Origin of the sequence: Oscillochloris sp. ZM17-4, assembly GCF_019599295.1 — a bacterium.
Taxonomy (GTDB): Bacteria; Chloroflexota; Chloroflexia; order Chloroflexales; family Chloroflexaceae; genus Oscillochloris.
Map to the genome: position 1 here is coordinate 88270 of NZ_JAIEWN010000018.1, position 19139 is coordinate 107408.

A 19139-nucleotide genomic window follows, 5' to 3' on the forward strand; every position below is an offset into this window, starting at 1 on the left:
CTAGGGCGCGCAGCAGCGCCGTGGCGCCGCCGAGCCGCCGGTCGTCGGCCAGGATCAGCGTGCCGCCCGACTCAACCCAGCGCAGCACCGAGTCGACCTCCGCCGGGGCGTAGCTGTCCGGCGGGGCGAGCACAAAGAGCAGATCGACCCCAGAGTCCAGGGCGAAGTCGCGGTACTCCAGACGCTCCACGCCATAGCCGAGGTCGCCCAGCCAGCGGTAGAGCGCCAGGGCGCCATCGGAGGCGCTTGAGTGCGATGTGGCGCCGCGGTCCTCGCCGCCGTCGGCGGGCACAAGGGTGAGGAAGGCGGCCAGGGCCACAAAGAGCGCCCCGACGATCAGGATGTCCCAACGGATTCTCATTGGCGATTGCAGATTGCAGATTGCAGATTGCAGATTGCAGATTGGCGTGCCAATCTGCAATCTGCAATCTGCAATCTACAATTCCCTAAGGGCCGCGACCTCGCCCTCATAGGCGGCGTACCCCGTAGCGTCCAGGGGCATGTCTCCGTACCAGACCCGGTCGAAGGTCTCGACCACCGGCCGCAGGCGCTCGCGCAGGGCCGGGTCATCGCCCAGGCGGTCGAGATGCTCACGGTTGGTCAGGGCGCGGTCGTAGCGCAGCCTGCCGCGCTCATCAAGCCAGAGCAGCGACGAGAGGTAGAGCAGGCGCGCGGCGCGGCGGTAGTCTCCGGAGCGGGCGAGGGCGCTCGCGTTCAGGGCCGCGTCGCCGGCGCTCAGGCCCGCCTCGGGGTCATCATCGCGCAGGCGGGCCGTCGGGGCGAGGGCGCGGCGCAGGCCGCCCACCCACGCCGCCAGCACCGCGCCGATGATCAGCAGCCCAATGATCGCCATAGCCCAGGACAGGCCGCCGCTGCCCTCCGCAGCCGCCCGTCCCACCGGCTGGGAGACGCGCCCGAGCAGATCGAGAAGCCACTGGAAGAGCCTGTCGAGCCAGCCCGGCTCATGCGGCGAGTCGGCCTGCCCGAAGGGCGGCCGGGAGAGAATCGCCCGCAGCCGCTCCTCTGCGTCGGCCGCGGGCGATGCCGCCGTTGTGGAGAGCGCATCGATCAGCGCGCCCAGGCGGGCGGCGATCGCCGGCAGGTCGGGGCTGGGGACATCCAGCGCCGCAGCGAGCCAGCGGTTATCGGCCGGGGCGCTGCCGCCGGGCAGGGCCACGCTGCGCACAGACACCAGAGCCGGGGCCACCTGCCCCAGGCCGATCTGATCGCGGCGCTCGGCGGCGGCGTGGGCCTCGCGGAGCAGCCGCAGATAGCCGTCCAGATCGACGGCCTGGGCGCGCGCGGTGCCCGCGCCCAGCAGGGCGAGTGCGAGGGCCGCGATCACGATGGCGTAGCGATAGTGCCTCAGTGCCTCAGCCTCTTCAGAGCAGCGCGGCCAGACCAAGGAAGGCCAGCACCGTCGCCGCCACGATCCCGAGCGCCCACCAGCGCGCCGCAGCCTGGGCGCGCCCGTCTGCGGGCAGCGCCTCATCGCCGGCGACCACAAAGTTCCCCAGCATAATGCTGATGATCGTAAAGGCTACCAGGGCCAGAAACGGGATCTTGATAAAGCCCAGCGGCCCCGTCAGGATCGGGGTAAGATAGTCAATGCTGCACGGCACCACCCCGCTGCACGGCGAGGGCTCGATGATCTTCATCACCTCAAGGTAGTGGAACGTTGAGACACCCATCCCCATCAGCGAGAGCGGCAGAGCGTACCAGTGCAGCCCGCGGTCGCGCCGCAGGATGCCCACCGCCAGAATCACCGTCAGCGGGTACATCAGGATGCGCTGGTACCAGCAGAGCTGGCACGGGAGCCAGCCCAGCATATCGCTGAAGAAGAGGCTGCCGCAGGTGGCGACCATCGCCGCCAGCAGCGCGATATGCCGACACGACGCCGTCAGCAGCCCCACCAGCCCGCCCATGGCGGCCTGCGCATCATCGCCCGCCATGGGCATCTCCTTGGCCTGAGCCATAGCACATCCTTACGTTTCTTGCGCAACTTCCCCGGCATTCTATCATGACCAAGCTCAGCGCCGATCTGCAATCAGCAATCTACCTAGCGGAACGGCGAGGAGGCGAGCACCCCGCCCGCCCCCAGGTTCCACGCCTTGTTCGGGCCACGGTCGAGGGCGAAGGGCGTGGTCGGCCCGAGGTTACGGTTATAGATGTCCGCATAGTTGCCTACCAGGCTGATGATCTGATAGCCAAAGTCATTGCCCAGGCCCAGCTTCTCGCCAAAGCCGCCCTCCAGCCCGAGCAGCCGCTGCACCCGCGGGTCGGCGCTGCTGGCGTTCAGCTGCTCCACATTCGACTGGTCAACCCGCAGCTCCTCGGCGTACATCGTCGCGAAGACCACCCAGGTCACCACATCGCGCCACTGCTCATCGCCCTCGATAAAGACCGGGCCGAGCGGCTCGCGCGAGATGCGGTCCCCGAGGATGATATGATCCTCAGGGTTCGCCAGGGTCTGCCGCTTCGAGACGAGCTGCGAGCTGTCGCTCGTCACCGCATCGCACAGGCCGGCGTCATAGGCGGGGTAGAGCTTGTTCTCATCATCGTACAGGACAGCATCGAAGACGATCCCGCGGGAGACAAGGTCATCGCTCAGATTCTGCTCGCTTGTGGTGCCGCTCGCCACGCAGATCTTCTTGCCCGCAAGCCCCTCGACCGTCGTGATCTTGTCGGCGCTGCGCACCATAAAGGTCTGCCCATCGTGGAAGGTCGTCGGGCCAAAGGCCAGCTGCGACGCGTCGCGACCGAGCGTCCAGGTCGTGTTGCGGAAGAGCACATCGACCTTCCCGCTGCGCACCGCATCAAAGCGCTCGTTCTGGCCCGAGGTGTTCAGGGCCACGAACTCCACCGCGCTCGCGTCGCCAAAGATCGCCGCCGCCACAGCCCGGCAGAAGTCCACATCGAAGCCGCTCCAGCGGCCGCGCACGCTATCATAGAACCCAAAGCCGGGCAGGTCGGCGTTCACGCCGCAGATCAGCGTGCCGCGGGCCTTCACCCGCTCCAGGAGCCCGCCGGCCGCCGGGGTCGGCTCCGGGGTATCCGCCAGGGGCTCCGGGGTGACGGCGGCGGCGGGCGTCTCGGGCGCCGCCGTCGCATCCGGCAGCGCCGTGGGCAGCGCGCGCGGGTCGGGCGTCGCGGTCACGATCACAATGACCGACTGGGGGGTCGGCTGCTGGGCGAAGGGCAGGCTACACCCGGCGAGCAGCGCGCCGATGAGGGCGGCGGCGCTCAGCCGGAGGAGCCAGAGCGGGCTTCGTGCAAGGGGGGAAGGTCGAATCACGGGTGCTCCTCTTCATCATAATGATGTTCTGAGATGTGATGCATGTGCGCCAGCATTGGCGCGTGACAACGTTTGTGTACACGTATTGTACCGCATACGCCTTCTCGCTTGCGCCCCGACGCGAATATCACGTACCATACATGGTATCAACGAGGTGTGCTGTATCTATGCCCCCGCAGAGGTTTCGAACATGGCGCAGCCCAGATCAGACCCACCACAACCGTCGTCACCACCAGCTGGGCTGCAGTTCGAATGGGACGACGAGCAGCTGCGCTTCCTGACGGCCGCCGGGTCGATCCTAGTGGCCTCGCTCGACTACGAGCAGGTGCTCACCGGCATCGCCCGACTCGTGGTGAGCTTTCTCTCCGACTGGTGCTCCATCAGCGTGGTCGAGTCCGGCGACATCCGCCAGATCGCCCTGGCCTGCCGCAACCCGGCGCACGAGCCGATCATCAGCGCCCTCCAGCAGCTCAAGCCGTCGGCCAGCTCAATGGCGCTCTCGCGGCAGGCGATTGAGCGCAGAGAGACCATCCTGTCCGACCCCGTCGATGACACACGCTACACGCTACACGCCGAGAACGCCGAGTACCTTCAGCTCATGCGGCAGATCGGCCCGCGCAGCTCGCTGGTGGTTCCCCTGGCGGTGCGCAACGAGATCCGGGGCGCCATATCGTTCACCATGAGCCCGCCCGATCACCGGATCACACCCCGGATCGTCGCGCTGGCCGAGGAGCTCTGCCGCCGCACCGCCCTCGCCGTCGACAACGCCCTGCTCATGCGGGCCGCCCAGCGCCGCCTCAACGAGCTCACCACCGTGCAGCGCGTCGCCCAGGCCATTACTTCGGATCTGCGCCTCGACCAGATCTGCCAGACCGTCGTAGACCAGATCAACCGCGCCTTCGGCTACCAGCTGATCAGCATCTACCTGCGCGAGGGCGAGGCACTCTACCTCCAGTCGGTCATCGGCTACGACTCGGTGATCCCCGTGATCCAGCTCGCCCAGGGCGCGAGCGGGCGGGTCGCCCGCAGCGGCGAGCCCGTCTTTGTGCGCGCCGCCGCCCAGGACCCCGACTTCATGTTCGCGATGCCCGGCATCTGCCAGGCGATCATCGTCCCCCTGCGCTATGGCGACGGCCCGGCCCTCGGCACCCTGGCCGTCGAGTCAAATGGGACGCCCATCCTCAATGATGACGACCTCGCCCTACTCACCCTGCTGGCCGACCAGGTGAGCGTCGCGGTGATGAACGCGCGACTCTTCGCCCGCGTTGAGGACTCGGCCCGGCGATTCAGCTCCCTGATCGAGCTGGCCGGCAGCGTGATCATCTGCACCGCCCCCGACCTCAGCATCACCGAGTTCAACCGCGAGGCCGAGCGAGTCTACGGGGTGGCGCGCACCGAGGTTCTCGGCACCAGCTACCTGCGGCGCTTCGTGAACCCCGACCACCGCGACCGCTTCGCGGCGCACGCGTGGTCCGCCCTCGCCGGCCAGCCCACAACCTTCGAGACCACATGGCAGATCCCCACCGGCGAGGAGCGATCCTTCGTCTGGATCCTGACATGCCGCAGCGACTCCGAGGGCAGCCCCGCAGAGCTGATGCTCATCGCCCAGGATATCACCGCCCGCAAGCGGGCCGAGGAGGAGCGCCTGGCCATCGAGCGCAAGCTCCAGGAGACCCAGCGCCTCGAGAGCCTGGGCGTGCTGGCGGGCGGGATCGCCCACGACTTCAACAACCTGCTCACCGCGATCACCGGCAACGCCGGGCTGCTGCTGCTCGACCTCGCGCCGAACACGCCGGCCTACCAGAGCGCCGTCGAGATCGAGACGGTCGCCCAGCGCGCCGCCGACCTGGTGCGCCACATGCTGATCTACGCCGGGCGCGGCAAAGTCAACCGCCAGCCCACCGCGATCAACACCCTGGTGTCCGAGATGGTCGTGATGCTGCGCTTCTCGATCCGCAAAGACGCGATCATTCAGCAGAACCTCGCCGCCGACATCCCGATGATCGAGGCTGACACGGCCCAGATCCGCCAGGTGGTGATGAACCTGATCGTCAATGCCGCCGAGGCCCTTCCCGCCAACGGCGGCACGATCACCATCAGCACCGCCCTACGCATGATCGAACGCAGCTACCTCGCTGAGACCTACCCCGCCGCCGATCTGCCGGAGGGAGCCTACGTTGTGCTCACCGTGAGCGACACTGGCATCGGGATGGATGCGGCGACCCAGGCCCGCATCTTCGACCCCTTCTTCAGCACCAAGTTTACTGGCCGCGGCCTGGGGCTGGCGGCCGTCCTGGGGATCATGCGCGGCCACTGGGGCGCACTGCATATCGAGAGCGCCCCCGGCATGGGCAGCACATTCAGCGTGCTCTTCCCGGCCCTGACCGCACCACACGCGCAGGGCGCGACGCCAGAGCAGGCCAGCCCAGCGATCTCACCCAGCGCAAGTACGCTCGTCCTGGTCATCGATGATGAAGACGAGGTGCGCCAGATGGCCGCGCGCATCCTGGAGCGCAGCGGCTACACCGTCGTTCAGTCCGCCTATGGCGAGGCCGGCGTCCAGATCTTTCGCCAGCACCACGCAGAGCTAGCCTTCGTGCTCCTCGACATGACGATGCCACACATGGATGGGGAAAAAACCATGCGCGAGCTGCGCATGATCAACCCCGCTGTGCCAGTCGTGCTGATGAGCGGCTACACTATCGAGGATCTCAACCAGCAGCTGCACAGCCTCCGACCGGACGCCTTCCTCCAGAAGCCGTTCAGCCCCGACGATCTGCTCGCGCGGATCGGGGGCGCGCTCGCTACATGCCGCACGTCTTAGGGTATACTGAACGAACTGCCCACGACCCGCCATAGCCTGCCTGTATGAGGAGCCGCCCGATGAGCACCCCCTTCCTCGAAGATGCCCTCGCCATGAGCGACGAGCTCACCGCCATCCGCCGCGATCTGCACATGCACCCCGAGATGGGGTTCCAGGAGGTTCGCACCGCCCGCATCGTCGCCGAGAAGCTCAACAGCCTCGGCTATGAGGTGATGACCGGCGTCGGCAAGACCGGCGTGGTCGGCCTGCTCCAGGGCGGCCAGCCCGGAGAGAAGGTCGTCCTGCTGCGCTTTGATATGGACGCCCTGCCCATCCAGGAGGAGAACGACGTCCCATATAAGTCGCAGACCCCCGGCGTCATGCACGCCTGCGGCCACGACGCCCACGTGGCCGTCGGTATCGGCGTGGCGACCCTGCTGGCCAAGCACCGCGAGCAGGTGCCCGGCACGATCAAGCTGATGTTCCAGCCCGCCGAGGAGGGCCTCGGCGGCGCCATGAGCATGATCAACGACGGGCTGCTGGATGGGCCGAAGGTCGACTACGCCCTCGGCCTGCACGTCTCATCATGGCACGAGCTGGGCACGGCGGCGGTGGTGAGCGGCGCGATGCTGGCGGCCGGCGATGGGCTCAGCATCACCGTACACGGCCGTGGCGGCCACGGTGCCCAGCCCGACCAGACCGTCGATGCGGTCCTCGTCGCCTCGCATATCGTCGTCGCCCTCCAGACGGTCGTCGCCCGCAACATCAACCCGAACGATACCGGGGTGGTGACAGTCGGGGCCATCCACGCCGGCGAGGCGGGGAATGTGATCGCCGAGACCGCCACAATGCGCGGCACCATCCGCTGCTTCAGCCAGGATGTGCGCGCGGTGCTTCACACGCGCATCCGCGCCGTAGCTGAGGGGGTGGCCGCCGCCCTCGGCGCACGTGCCGAGGTGCTCATCACCCTCGGCGTCGACCCGACGATCAGCGCGCCGCGCCCGACCGCCGTCGTACACGGCGTGGCCGCCGATGTCCTCGGCGAGCAGAATATCAACACCACCTTCCGCACCACCGGCGGCGAGGACTTCTCGGCCGTCCTGGAGCGCGTGCCGGGCAACTTCTTTATGCTCGGCGCCCGCAACGACGCGAAGGGGCTGAACTTCCCGCACCACAACCCGCGCTTCGATATCGATGAGGCATGCCTCCCCAGCGGCGCCGCCATCCTCAGCGAGGCCGCCGTGCGCTGCCTGCGCGGAGAGGCGGACTAGCGCCACCAGGCGGGGCGACTCACGAGCCGCCCCGCCTCTCACCTTACACTCATTGACACGCCTAGTGCAGGCGGGTATAGTGGTCAAGGCAAATAAGTGTTCGTGTCATCAATATCATGTTTCCCTTCAGGAGGTCCTGGTGTCGGTTGAGCATTCCTCTCCGCTCGGGTCATCGGCTGGTCGCACCGAAGGCGCGACTCCACCCAGACCACAGATACGCGGGCGACGCCCGTGGGTTCGCTGGGTTTGGCTCTCTCTGACGGCGCTGTTTCTGGTTGTGGTGGGCGGCATTGGCGGCGCCCTTTATCTTTTTGACCGCAGCTACTCAGGTAAAATTTACCCAAATGTTGCTATCCGCGGTGTGCCCGTCGGCGAGATGACGCCGGCCGAGGCGAAACAGGCACTTGAGGCGAGCTTCTCGCCATTCCTGGCCCAGCCGCTCACCCTTACCTATGGCGACCAGCAGTGGACGCCGACCGTGTCGGAGATCGGCGTGCGGATCGAGATCGATAGCGCCATTGATGCGGCGTACGCTGCCGGTCGAAAAAACGGCCTGATCGACAACCTGCGCGAGGTCGCCGCCGTCTGGGAGAATGGCCTTGAGCTGCCGCTCCACATGACGATCGACCAGGAGGCGATGCAGCACTACCTGTCGGATCGCGTCATCGAGGTCGACCAGCCGGCCATCGACGCCAACCTTGAGATCGACGGCTCGCTGATCAGCGTGCAGCCCTCGGCCTCCGGCCAGCAGCTCATGATTAGCGACACCCTTCACGAGATCACCGCCGCCATCCAGGGGCTCTCCCCGCAGCAGATCGCCCTGCGCACCCGCGAGCTCCAGCCGCGCCTGAGCGATGGCGCCGCCCAGGAGGCCCAGCGCCAGATCGCGGCCCTCCTCGTGGCACCCGTCACCCTCACTGCGGGAGATGAGCAGTTCACCTGGTCGATCGATGATCTGGCCCGCCTCGTGCGCGTTGAGCGCGTCACCGGCGATTCTGGCGACACACTCGCGGTGAGCCTCGACGATGCGCAGATCCGCCAGAAGATCACCGCTATCGCCGACGCGACAGAGGTTCGGGGCGACTACCCGCGCGTCGACTGGAACGGCGGCGATATGCGGATCACCGAGGAAGGCACCCCCGGCGAGCGCGTCGATGAGGCCCGCGCCGTCGATATGGTCACCGCCAGCATCCGCAGCGGCGGATCTCAGCGCGAGCTGACCCTGCCCTTCGCCGCTGTGGCGCCGCCGGTCACCCAGGCGAACATCCAGCAGCTCGGTATCGACCAGCTGCTCTCGGTCGGCAAGAGCGACTTCACCGGCTCCGCCGCCTACCGCATCACCAACATTAAGGCCGGCATGGCCCTGCTCCAGGGCGTCCTGCTCGCCCCCGACGACGAGTTCTCGTTCAACAGCACCGTCGGCAATATCGACGCCTCTAACGGGTTCGTCGAGGGCTACGCCATCGTCCAGAATCGCACCCAGCTTGAGTGGGGCGGCGGCATCTGCCAGGACTCGACCACGATGTTCCGCGCCGCGTTCTGGGCCGGCCTGCCGATCACCGAGCGCTGGGGCCACTCCTTCTATATCAGCTGGTACGATAAGTACGCCTTCGCCGACTACGGCAACGGCCCCGGCATGGACGCGACGATCTTCACCGGCGGACCCGATTTCAAGTTCCTGAACGACACGGGCCACTGGCTGCTGATCCAGACCAGTGTCAATGTCGCCAATCGAGTCGCCGAGGTGCGAATCTACGGCACCGACACGGGCCGTAAGGTGGAGCTCCTCGGCCCCTCGATCACGAACCGCGTGCCAGCGCCGTCCGAGCCGGTCTATATCGCCGAGCCGAAGATCCCTCAGGGCAGCCGGCACCAGAGCGATACGGCACGCGGCGGCATGCAGATCAACTTCACCCGTGTCGTGAAGCAGAACGGCCAGCTCGTCGAAGAGCGTAACTTTGTGACAAAGTTCCGCCCCTGGCCAAATATCTTCGAGGTGAACCCGGCCGACCTCGGCCCCGATGGGAAGCCGATGCCAACCCCCGAGCCAACCCCGGAGATCCCGCTTGAGCCCGACCCGAACCAGCCGCCGGCCCCGGCACCTGACCCGAACCAGCCGCCGGCCCCGGAGCCCGACCCGAGCACCGCCCAGCCGGCCCCGAGCGACGGCTAAGGCCCTACTGGCGTCAGCCAGACATATCCACAGGAGGCGCCCCAATGGGGCGCCTCCTGCTTATATCTCCACGCTCGCCCACGAGAGCGGCAACGGCCCGCCCCACACCCTGGCGAGCGACACCGCCACCTCAGCAGGATCGCCCGTCGTCACACACCGCAGCGCGCCCACGCCACGAGCCGAGCCCGCGGCCACCCGCGCCACCTGGGCCGCCACCGCCGGCCCAGTGTCAATGATCGCCGCCGCAGGGCCGACAAGCTCAGCGATCAGCGGGCGGAGGAAGGGGAAGTGCGTGCAGCCCAGGACAAGGCTATCCACGCCCTCGGCAAGCAGCGGCGCCAGGTAGCCCACCACCGCAGCGCGCACCTCCGGGCCATCCAGGTCGCCCGCCTCCACATAGCCGACCAGATCAGGGCAGGCCACGGTGAGCACCTGCGCCCCCCCGGCGAAGCGATCCACCAGGCTGGCGAAGCGCTCGCCCCCTAGTGTGCCGCTGGTAGCCAGCACCGCAACCCTGCCGCTGCGCGAGGCCGCGATCGCCGGCTTCAGCCCCGGCTCCATGCCTACCACTGGGACGGGGAGCTCGGCGCGCAGCAGGTCGGCCGCCGCCGAGGTCGCGGTGTTGCAGGCGATCACCACCACCGCCGCACCCTGCGCGACCAGCCAGCGCCCGATCGCCAGCGCGCGCCCCTGCACCTCGACGAGCGGGCGCGGGCCATAGGGGCAGTAGGCACTGTCGGCCAGGTAGAGCAGATCCTGGCCCGGCAGCATGTCACGCACCGAGCGTAGCACCGAGAGCCCGCCGAGGCCAGAGTCGAAGACGCCGATCATAGTGAATAATGTTGAATGCTAAATGCTGAATGGGCCACATTCAGCATTCAACATTCAGCACTAGCGATTGCAGGCCGCGACAAAGCCCTCGAATACCCGCAGCCAGCGCGTCTCGGCGCTCGCCCAGAGGTGCTCGGGGTGGCACTGCACCGCCACCACAAACTGCTCGCCGGTCCCCTCCATCGCCTCAACCACCCCATCGGGCGCGCGACCGACCACCCGCATCCCCGGCGCCAAATCCTTCACCGCCTGGTGGTGCATGGTGTTGCCCATCACCTCGTCGCGAGACAGACGCTCGGCCAGCCAGCTATCCGGCTCCAGCGCAATACCGTGAGTCAGCACATCGTACTGGCGCATCTTCGTGTTCGCCTGGTGGTCGAAGGTCTCAGCCAGCTGGCTGGGGATGTCCTGGTAGAGCGTGCCACCGAAGGCCACATTGATCACCTGGATGCCCCGGCAGATACCCATGAGCGGCTTCTTATCGTCGCGCGTCCAGCGGGCCAGAGCGATCTCGACCTCGTCGCGCTGGCGGTCAACCTCGCCAAGCTCGGGGATGGGCTCCTCACCATAGCGCGCGGGGTCCACATCAATGCCGCCGGGCAGCAGGACACCGTCGCACAGCGCGTAGAGCGACCGCACCACATCGAGGTCATCGGTGAGATGGATCAGCAGCGGCACGCCGCCGGCCGCCTCGATCGCCCGCAGGTAGGTTGGCCGCACCGCCATGAGGTCGCTGTCGTGAGCATCTCGGGCATTCATACACGAGACGCCAATAATCGGTCGCTTCATCCTCTAGCCTCCGTACATATCCTACGGGTGAGTCAATGAGGCCGCCAGAGCGGAGTTCGGTCGATAGGCGGCGCAGCTCTCGACGAAGGCGAGGAAGAGCGCCTGCCAGCGCGGGTCGGCCGAGGCCTGGAGCGCCTCCGGGTGACACTGCACGCCAACGACGAAACTATCGCCCTGGCCCTCCACCGCCTCAACGATCCCGTCAGGAGCCCAGGCCACCGCCTGCAGGCCGGGGGCGAGCTCCTTGAGCGACTGGTGGTGGAGCGAGTTGATCGTCATCGCCTGAACGCCCATCAGCTGAGCGAAGCGCGAGTTCGGGTCGATGGAGATATCGTGGGCCATGTAGGTCCAGTCCTCACGCTCGTAGGAGAGCGTGTGGCGCAGGCTGTCGCTCACCTGGCTGGGGATATCCTGGTAGAGCGTGCCGCCGAGCGCCACGTTGATCACCTGGATGCCGCGGCAGATCCCGAGCACCGGCTTCGCCTCGGCGATCGCCCAGCGGGCCAGCGGCAGCTCCGAGTCATCGCGCGCGGAGTCCACCAGGCCCAGCTTCTCGTGGGGGGCATCGCCGTAGGTGCTCGGCGCGATGTCGCCGCCGCCGGCGAGCAGGATGCCGTCGAGCCGCTCGTAGAGCACGCGCAGCGTGGCCTCATCCGTCACCGGGGGGATGAGCAGCGGCGCGCCGCCGGCCCGCAGGATGGCGTCCACATAGGTTTGGCGGTGGCCATATGATGGCGGGCACCACGCGTGATCGCGGAAGGTGCCGCACGAGATGCCGATCAGAGGTTTCATTGCTGCGCTTACTCCTCGTGCTCTGACGCGTTTGCCCCGCGCCCCGCGCCGGGCCGGGATATTCGCGCATTATAGCACAGGGTTGCGGCCATTTAGAGGATGGCGGTTTGTCGGCAATGCCGACAAGCCGCCATCCTCTAAAGATCACCGTGGTGCGGCCACGCCACCCCTAGCTCGCCGGCAGGATGAAGCTAAACGTGCTGCCCTCACCGAGGGCGCTCTCAACCCAGATCCGCCCGCCGAGCAGCTCCACAAGCGGCTTCACCAGCGAGAGGCCGAGGCCAGTGCCGCCCGCCTCGATCTTCAAGGGGTTCTCGGTGCGATAGAAGCGGTCAAAGATCCGCGCCAGATCATCCCGCTCGATACCCACGCCCGTGTCGCGAATATTCATCTGGGCGTAGCGCTTATCAGATGCCACGCTCGCCCGCACATCATCAGGCAGATCGGCGTAGTTCGCCTCGTGCGCCTGCACCCAGATCTTCCCGCCCTTCGGCGTATACTTCACCGCGTTCGAGAGCAGGTTGAAGAGGATCTGGTGGAGCCGGTGGGCGTCGGCCCGCACCAGAGGCAGCCCCGGTGGGATGCTGATATTCAGGTCGTGGCTGCGCGCGTTGATCGTGCCCTGTAGCTCCGACATCACGCCGCTGAGCGACTCGGCCATGTGCAGCGAGCGCCACTCGAGATCGACGCTGCCCGACTCGATTTTTGTTATGTCAAGCACATCATTGATCAGCGCGATCATCCGCTCGGTGTTCGTGTGAATGGTATTCACAAACTCGCGCTGCGTCTCATTGAGCGGGCCGAGGCCGCCCATCGCGAGGAGTTGGGTGAAGCCCTTGATCGCGGTCATCGGTGTGCGCAGCTCATGCGACATCGTGCCGATAAACTCCGTCTTCATCCGGTCGGCCTCAATCTCACGCGTGATATCGCGCACCACCAGGAGGGCTCCCAGCATCTGGCCGTCATCCTTAAGCACCGGGCCCATCGTCATGCTCACCATCCGCATGCCCACCTTCGCCGTCGAGGTGAAGATACGGCGCTGCTCATGCGCGTCGAACGGGCGGGACAGTAGCTCGTCGAGGGGCAGCTCGGTTGATCGCTGGCTCAGGTAGCGGGTGATAATATCGTGGAGGTTCCAGAGCAGGAGATCCTCGATAGGGCGACCAAGGACGCTGCCGGCAGCCTGGTTCGCCATCAGCACCGACCCATAGAGATCGCAGACGATCACGCCATCGGCGAGGTTCTGGAGGATCGCCTCGATCTGGCTCGACTCTGTCTGCTGTCGGTCAAGCAGCTCGTAGCGTCGCTCCGCCTCAGCGCTGATCATCTGAAAGAGATTCGCGTTATTGATGCCGATCGCGATCGGGCCAGCGCAAGCATTGAGCATGCGCAGGTGGCCCTCCTGGAAGTAGCCCGCCTCGCGGTGCGAGATCGAGATCACCCCGAGCACCTCGCCCTGCATCAGCAGCGGCACCGCGATCATTGAGCCCTCGCGCTTGCGCAGCGAGCCGCCGGGGATCGAGACCCAGCGATCATCCGTGCCGATATCATCGACGAGCAGACCCTTGCGCTGCTGGGCGACCCATCCGGCAATGCCCGAGCCGATCGGGAAGCGGATGTAATCATTGCCGGGGCTCGGCGGGACGCCGTAGACCGCGCGGGTGACCAGCAGGCTGCTATCATCCTGCTCGACCAGCATGATCGACGCGTGCTCGGCCTGCGAGATGCTGGCGAGCACCGTGAGCGACGTGTTCAGCAGCGTGTTCAGGTCGAGGGTGCTGCTCACCTCGGTGGAGATCTCATTGATCGTGGCGAGGCGATCCTTCTCCTGCTGAAGCTGGCGCGTGCGCTCTTCGACGCGCTGCTCTAGCTCCACATTGAGCGTGCGCACCTCCGTGTACAGCTGCGCATTCTGGAGAGCGATCGCCGCCTGGCTGATCACGCCCTGGGCCAGATCCTGCTGGAATCGCAGCTGCTCGACCGGGTTCGGGTCCTGGAGTGTCACCACCCCGATCGCCTGATCATTCATCAGCATCGGCAGCGCCAGCACGCCACAGCTCTCGCGGTACCAGGCACCCTGCAGAAGAGGGTCCGGCGCGATCTCAAACTGGATCCGCCCGGTGCAGAACGCCCGGCAGGTCACGTCCTGCGTGCCCCCCTTGGCGATACGCAGGCCCTGCGTGGCCTCCGCGTCCTCGCCGCAGGTGTAGGCGGCCACCAGGGCATCGTCGCCATCATCAGCCGGCATCCAGACCGCAATATGGGCGACGCCGGTGAGCCGATGCAGGTTCGTAGCCACCAGATCGAGCAGCTGGCTGCGCTCAAGGCTCGCCGAGAGGCGCTGGGAGATATCGTTAAGAGCCTTCAGCTGGAGGGCGCGCTGGTCGGCGGAGGCGGATGCCGCATCGAGGCTCTCGGCGATAAACTCGCGCTCGCGGATCACCGCCGCATTATGGGCGGCCCATCCGTCGGCGAGCATGCTGATCAGATACTCAAAGAGGACATCAAACGTATCGATCAGCTCCACGATGCAGGCAGCATCGCGCTCCTGAGGGCGGAGAAGGCTGCGGAAGGTGCGTCGAAACTCAAACGCGCGACTCAGCCGCTCGTTCAGCGCCTGGTCGCGAATATCATCGCTATAGCTGATCGCCTGCACGCGCGTATCAAGGGCGGCATAGTCGCCGCCAGCGGCAAGCACCAGCGCATCATAGAGCGCATCGATGCTCACGGCAGGGCTACTTACCGTCGCGACTCCCCCCTCATCATCGAACAGATCGCCCAGCGCTGGCGGCGAGGGTTCGCTGATCAAATCTGCCCACGGGCCGCAGAGATCAAGGCGATGAGCGGACAGCCATATGGTGAGATCATTACTCGTCGGCATGATTACTCGCTGATTCGGACCACCACCGCTGTGGCGTCATCGTTCATCTTCCCGTAGCGGCTCAGTATCAGCTCGGCGAGATCCTGGGGGGGCTGGCTGTGGTTTATATGCACATCAAGGCTAAACCGGCTGGAGATCCCGTCGCTATATAAAACGAACGTGTCCCCAAAATTATAGCTGTAGCTCAGCTTGAGCAGCTGTGGCAGCCGATATCCGAGGATACCATTCTTCGAGATCGGCTTGATCGGCTGGCTACTATAGACCTGTGCGCCAATATTGCCGACACCTATATAGGTAGCGGATCGCTTCACCGTGTCAAGCGTCAGCAGGCCGATCACCGCACCGCGCGTATTATGCAGCGCCGTATGGGCCTGGCGGATCATATCGAGCGGTTCGCTGTCGGGGCGGGCGCGGATCACGGTCACGGCGCCCTCAGCGGCGCGCGCCGCCTCGACGCCACCGCCGAGGCCATCGATCACCGCGACGTGAAGCCCACTCGAGCCAAACGGCTCAATCACAAACGCGTCGCCACTGACCGACTGGCCTTCTTTCGGTCGGCACGCGGCTCCCCAACTAACGCTCATAGATCGACCTCCGAGACGGGCTGAGCCACTTCACCGCATAGACGCGGGTGCCCACGCCAACCTCTGACTCAATATGAAACACATCTGTCAGACGGCGCACACCGGGCAGGCCAGCGCCAAGTGTGTGTGCCGTGCTATACCCGTCCTGCATCGCCAGATCGATATCCGTGATCCCAGGGCCGGTATCCTCTGCCGTAATAGCCATCCCCAGCCCGTGCACTGGATCGTCAATAATGCTCATCGTCAGCTTACCACCGCCGGCGTGCGCGAGCAGATTACGCGAGAGCTCCAGGATCACGATCTCGACGCGGGTGCGATCAACCGGCTTCAGCCCAAGCTTCTCAGCAACGGTTCGCCCTCGGCTCATCGCCAAGTAGACATCGACATCACGCTGAATAAAGCACTCTGCTGGCGTCATCGTGCAGTCAGCCCTATGTGATCACGCGGGGTAGAAAGCGCTCTTCGTATCGGAAGGTAGAGGGGAGGCAGGCATGCGACCTACGGGGATCATACCCATCCATTCCGTGCATTATAGCACGCGGCTTGAACCATAGTCTCGCAGGGCTCAGCGCCGAGTTAGGCGCAGCGCCGCACTATCGAGGCTGATCGTGACGGGGCCATCGTTCACCAGGGCGACGCGCATGCTCGCGCCGAACACGCCCGACTCGACGGGGATGCCCAGTGCCCGCAGCGCAGCTGCGTAGGCCTGCACAAGGGGCGCGGCGATCTCAGGCGGGGCCGCATCGGTAAAGCTGGGGCGCCGGCCCTTGCGGGTGTCGGCGTAGAGCGTGAACTGCGACACGACAAGGGCAGCCCCCCCGATATCGATCAGCGAGCGGTCGAATCGGCCGCCCTCGTCAGCGAAGATGCGGAGCTGGGCCGTCTTCTCTGCCAGCAGCGAAGCCTCGGCCTCACCATCGCCCACGCCCACGCCGAGCAGCACAAGAAGCCCAGCCCCAATCGCGCCGACGACCTCGCCCTCAACCTCCACAGACGCCTGTGAGACCCGCTGGATGATCGCCCGCATAGGCCCGACCTGTCCCCTGTCCGCTATTCGCTGTTCCCTACGACTCGGCGAGCTGAGCGAACACAAGGCGGCCGGTCTGAGTCTGGTGGAGCCGAATGACGACAACCTCCACAGACTGGCCGATAAGATGGCGGGCCTCCTCCACGATCACGGGGGTGCCGTCCTCAAGGTAGCCGACCCCCTGCTGGCGAGCGTTCCCCTCATTGCGGATCATCACGTGGAGCCGCTGATCCTGAGTCACCGGCGGGCGGACAGACTCGCTCAGCTGATTCAAGCTCAGCACCTTAACCCCTTGCAGGGCAGCGACCCGATTCAGGTTAAAGTCGTTCGTGATGATCGGGCTGCTATACTGGCGCGCCATCGCCACAAGCTTATCATCCACCTTTGTGGCCCCAGAGACCTCAATATTCACCACCTCAATCGGGAGCGCAGACTGCTTCTGCATCCCGTTGAGCAACTCAAGGCCGCGGCGCCCCTTGGCACGGCGCAGATCATCGCTCGAGTCGGCGAGCTGCTGGAGCTCGGCCAGCACAAAGCCGGGGACGATCAGGGTGCCCTCCAGAAAGCCCGTCTGGGCCACCACGGCGATCCGCCCATCAATGATCGCGCTCGTATCAAGGATCAGGCGCCGTCCCGGCGTCGGGCTCTCGCTGGCGTTGAGAGTGATGGCCGGTGCGGCCCGCCGCCAGCCCTGCATACGCTCTAAGATATCGCGCTTGCGGGTGATGAAAATGGTGCCGCCAAGGTAGGCGAAGAGCGCGGCGGAGAGCGCGGGCAGGTAGTGGCTGAGAGGTGCCGGCAGCGAAGATAGCGGCACCGTGAGCAGCACAGAGAAGATCAGGCCGACCATCACCCCAGCGCCGGTGAGGAAGAGGTCGCTCAGGGGGACGCTTCGCGAGCGACGCAGGAGCTCCTCCACCGGCTCGATCGTGAGCCGAGGGGTGACGAGCAGGCCGAGCCCGGCGCCGGAGAGCAGCAGCAGCTGTGTCGCAAACTGCTGGAGGTCATCGGGGCGTGGGTCGGAGAGCGAGCGCCCAGTAGCCCAGCCGATATACGCAAGCACGAGCATCCCTGCGATACGCACGAGGAAGTTGAGGCTAACCTTCATAATCAGGGTACAGGGCATAGGGTACAGGATACAGGGTATCGGGTATCGGGTCGGCTTAGCTCGCTGCTGCGGCCTGTCCCCTGTCACCCATCCCCTGACCCCTACTTTCGGGCGATCAGATCGACGACATCGGCCAACGAGCGAGCGGGGATGAGCGTGCCACCTGTTGGCGGGCTCACCTGCGAGACGGAGGGGAGCACCGCGTGATGGAATCCGAGCTTCGCCGCCTCGCTCAGCCGGCGCTCAATCTGGCTGACGCTGCGCAGCTCCCCGGAGAGGCCGATCTCGCCGAGCAGCACCATATCGGCGGCGATAGGCTGGTTCCGGAACGACGAGGTGATCGCCATAGCGACCGCGAGGTCGGCGGCTGGCTCGCTGATCCGCAGGCCGCCGACGATATTGACATAGATATCCTGGTTGAACAGCGGCAGGCCGACGCGCTTCGTGAGCACCGCCACCAGCATCAGCAGACGGTTCGGGTCGAAGCCGTTGGTGGTTCGGCGGGGCTGGGCGCTGCTCGTGTTCGAGGTGAGGGCCTGCACCTCGACCAGCAGGGGGCGAGTGCCCTCCATCGTCACCGCGACCGAGGAGCCGGGCGTGCCCGCGCTGCGCTCGGCGAGGAAGACGGACGAGGGGTTCAGCACCTCGCGCATGCCGTCGCCGGCCATCTCGAAGACGCCCACCTCGTTGGTCGAGCCGAAGCGGTTCTTCACGCCGCGCAGCAGCCGGTACTGGTGAAAGCGGTCGCCCTCCAGGTAGAGCACCACATCCACGATATGCTCAAGGACGCGCGGGCCGGCGATCGCGCCCTCTTTGGTGACGTGGCCGACCAGGAAGATCGGGATGTGCAGCTCTTTGGCCAGGTGCATCAGGCGCAGAGCGCCCTCGCGCACCTGCGAGACGCTGCCGGCGGCGCTCGTGAGCTCCTCCAGGTAGACCGTCTGGATCGAGTCGACGATCACCAGCTTCGGCATCAGCTCGCGGATCTGCGCGAGGATCGTATCGAGCGAGTTCTCGGAGAAGACATAGAGGTCATCGGCGATCATGCCGAGGCGCTCGGCGCGCAGCTTGATCTGCTGGGCGGACTCCTCGGCGCTGATGTAGAGGGCCGGGCCGACATCGGCGGCGAACTGCGCCGAGACCTGTGAGAGCAGCGTCGTCTTCCCGACGCCAGGGTCGCCGCCGATCAGGACGACCGACCCGGGGACGAGGCCGCCGCCAAGGACGCGGGTGAACTCCTCGCCGAGGACGGGCAGCCGCTGGAATCCGCCGATGGCGACATCACGCAGGCGCTGAGGCCGCGCGCCGACAACAGCGCCATCACGCACCTTACCGCTCGGCTGTCGGGACTCGACCTGCTCGACGAAGCTATCCCAGGTGCCGCAATCGGGGCACTTGCCCATCCAGCGGCTCTGCTGAGCACCACACTGCTGGCAGACGAAGATGGTACGTGTCTTTGCCATGGGCGCATTATACCACCCAGACAGGAAAGAAACGTGCAACTCTTTGTTAGCGCGAATACGCGCTGGGTACACCTGGGAGCGTCGGTGGCCCCGCTCGCGACTGACGTCGCAGCGCGGGGGCC

The 19139-nt window shown here is 66.1% G+C and carries 16 protein-coding genes; 3 read left to right on the forward strand and 13 right to left on the reverse strand.

All coding sequences use genetic code 11. The annotated features are described in order from the left end of the window. From K2Z83_RS14770 to K2Z83_RS14785, 4 genes are all read right to left on the reverse strand, one after another. On the reverse strand, window positions 1-361 hold a 361-nt coding region (locus tag K2Z83_RS14770; protein ID WP_220595954.1), incomplete at its 3' end, for a DUF4350 domain-containing protein. A gap of 75 nt (window positions 362-436) precedes the next feature. Further along, window positions 437-1345 carry a DUF4129 domain-containing protein gene (locus K2Z83_RS29985; protein ID WP_220595955.1) on the reverse strand — a complete coding sequence of 303 codons (909 nt, stop codon included), beginning with the start codon at window positions 1343-1345 and terminating at the stop codon, window positions 437-439. Between the two features lie 37 nt (window positions 1346-1382). Next, entirely contained in the window at window positions 1383-1976 is a 594-nt protein-coding gene (locus K2Z83_RS14780) for a disulfide bond formation protein B (RefSeq protein WP_220595956.1), read from the reverse strand. A gap of 83 nt (window positions 1977-2059) precedes the next feature. Then, window positions 2060-3295 (reverse strand): amino acid ABC transporter substrate-binding protein, encoded by a 1236-nt coding sequence (locus K2Z83_RS14785; RefSeq protein ID WP_370650183.1) that lies wholly within the window; start codon window positions 3293-3295, stop codon window positions 2060-2062. A gap of 190 nt (window positions 3296-3485) precedes the next feature. On the opposite strand from K2Z83_RS14785, the gene K2Z83_RS14790 reads away from it, so the two are divergent. The 3 genes from K2Z83_RS14790 to K2Z83_RS29090 all read left to right on the forward strand — a co-directional run bounded on the left by K2Z83_RS14790 (window position 3486) and on the right by K2Z83_RS29090 (window position 9542). Then, window positions 3486-6119 carry a GAF domain-containing protein gene (locus tag K2Z83_RS14790; RefSeq protein ID WP_220595957.1) on the forward strand — a complete coding sequence of 878 codons (2634 nt, stop codon included), beginning with the start codon at window positions 3486-3488 and terminating at the stop codon, window positions 6117-6119. Window positions 6120-6178: 59 nt separating this feature from the next. Next, window positions 6179-7369 (forward strand): M20 family metallopeptidase, encoded by a 1191-nt coding sequence (locus K2Z83_RS14795; RefSeq protein ID WP_220595958.1) that lies wholly within the window; start codon window positions 6179-6181, stop codon window positions 7367-7369. 361 nt (window positions 7370-7730) lie between these two features. Then, window positions 7731-9542 (forward strand): VanW family protein, encoded by a 1812-nt coding sequence (locus K2Z83_RS29090; RefSeq protein WP_370650184.1) that lies wholly within the window; start codon window positions 7731-7733, stop codon window positions 9540-9542. Window positions 9543-9602: 60 nt separating this feature from the next. Here K2Z83_RS29090 and murI read toward each other — a convergent pair whose 3' ends face one another. From murI to radA, 9 genes are all read right to left on the reverse strand, one after another. Further along, complete coding sequence (gene murI / locus K2Z83_RS14805) at window positions 9603-10373, reverse strand: glutamate racemase (RefSeq protein WP_220595960.1); 771 nt, start codon at window positions 10371-10373, stop codon at window positions 9603-9605. 60 nt (window positions 10374-10433) lie between these two features. Then, the gene (locus K2Z83_RS14810) at window positions 10434-11162 is read right to left on the reverse strand and encodes a gamma-glutamyl-gamma-aminobutyrate hydrolase family protein (RefSeq protein WP_220595961.1); all 729 of its coding nucleotides are present in this window, start codon (window positions 11160-11162) and stop codon (window positions 10434-10436) included. 21 nt (window positions 11163-11183) lie between these two features. Beyond that, window positions 11184-11954, reverse strand: a complete 771-nt coding sequence (locus K2Z83_RS14815) for a gamma-glutamyl-gamma-aminobutyrate hydrolase family protein (protein ID WP_220595962.1) — start codon at window positions 11952-11954, stop codon at window positions 11184-11186. A 169-nt stretch (window positions 11955-12123) separates the two neighbouring features. Beyond that, a complete protein-coding gene (locus K2Z83_RS14820) occupies window positions 12124-14682 on the reverse strand; it encodes an ATP-binding protein (RefSeq protein WP_370650185.1) in 2559 nt (852 codons plus the stop codon). A 155-nt stretch (window positions 14683-14837) separates the two neighbouring features. After that, the gene (locus K2Z83_RS14825) at window positions 14838-15353 is read right to left on the reverse strand and encodes a SpoIIE family protein phosphatase (RefSeq protein ID WP_370650186.1); all 516 of its coding nucleotides are present in this window, start codon (window positions 15351-15353) and stop codon (window positions 14838-14840) included. Between the two features lie 55 nt (window positions 15354-15408). Beyond that, the gene (locus K2Z83_RS14830; protein WP_220595965.1) at window positions 15409-15837 is read right to left on the reverse strand and encodes an anti-sigma regulatory factor; all 429 of its coding nucleotides are present in this window, start codon (window positions 15835-15837) and stop codon (window positions 15409-15411) included. A 147-nt stretch (window positions 15838-15984) separates the two neighbouring features. Beyond that, window positions 15985-16446, reverse strand: a complete 462-nt coding sequence (gene dtd / locus K2Z83_RS14835) for a D-aminoacyl-tRNA deacylase (protein WP_220595966.1) — start codon at window positions 16444-16446, stop codon at window positions 15985-15987. Between the two features lie 37 nt (window positions 16447-16483). Then, on the reverse strand, window positions 16484-17554 hold the full coding sequence (locus tag K2Z83_RS14840) for a PIN/TRAM domain-containing protein (RefSeq protein WP_220595967.1): 1071 nt from the start codon (window positions 17552-17554) through the stop codon (window positions 16484-16486). Between the two features lie 101 nt (window positions 17555-17655). Then, window positions 17656-19017 carry a DNA repair protein RadA gene (gene radA / locus K2Z83_RS14845; RefSeq protein ID WP_220595968.1) on the reverse strand — a complete coding sequence of 454 codons (1362 nt, stop codon included), beginning with the start codon at window positions 19015-19017 and terminating at the stop codon, window positions 17656-17658. Window positions 19018-19139 lie beyond the last annotated feature (122 nt).

Bases quoted from the DNA above. Each gene is read 5' to 3' on its own strand.
- K2Z83_RS14780 (WP_220595956.1), bottom strand. From the start codon at position 1,976: ATGGCTCAGGCCAAGGAGATGCCCATGGCGGGCGATGATGCGCAGGCC.
- K2Z83_RS14790 (WP_220595957.1), top strand. From the start codon at position 3,486: ATGGCGCAGCCCAGATCAGACCCACCACAACCGTCGTCACCACCAGCT.
- K2Z83_RS14795 (WP_220595958.1), top strand. From the start codon at position 6,179: ATGAGCACCCCCTTCCTCGAAGATGCCCTCGCCATGAGCGACGAGCTC.
- murI (WP_220595960.1), bottom strand. From the start codon at position 10,373: ATGATCGGCGTCTTCGACTCTGGCCTCGGCGGGCTCTCGGTGCTACGC.
- K2Z83_RS14810 (WP_220595961.1), bottom strand. From the start codon at position 11,162: ATGAAGCGACCGATTATTGGCGTCTCGTGTATGAATGCCCGAGATGCT.
- K2Z83_RS14815 (WP_220595962.1), bottom strand. From the start codon at position 11,954: ATGAAACCTCTGATCGGCATCTCGTGCGGCACCTTCCGCGATCACGCG.
- K2Z83_RS14830 (WP_220595965.1), bottom strand. From the start codon at position 15,837: ATGACGCCAGCAGAGTGCTTTATTCAGCGTGATGTCGATGTCTACTTG.
- dtd (WP_220595966.1), bottom strand. From the start codon at position 16,446: ATGCGGGCGATCATCCAGCGGGTCTCACAGGCGTCTGTGGAGGTTGAG.
- K2Z83_RS14840 (WP_220595967.1), bottom strand. From the start codon at position 17,554: ATGAAGGTTAGCCTCAACTTCCTCGTGCGTATCGCAGGGATGCTCGTG.
- radA (WP_220595968.1), bottom strand. From the start codon at position 19,017: ATGGCAAAGACACGTACCATCTTCGTCTGCCAGCAGTGTGGTGCTCAG.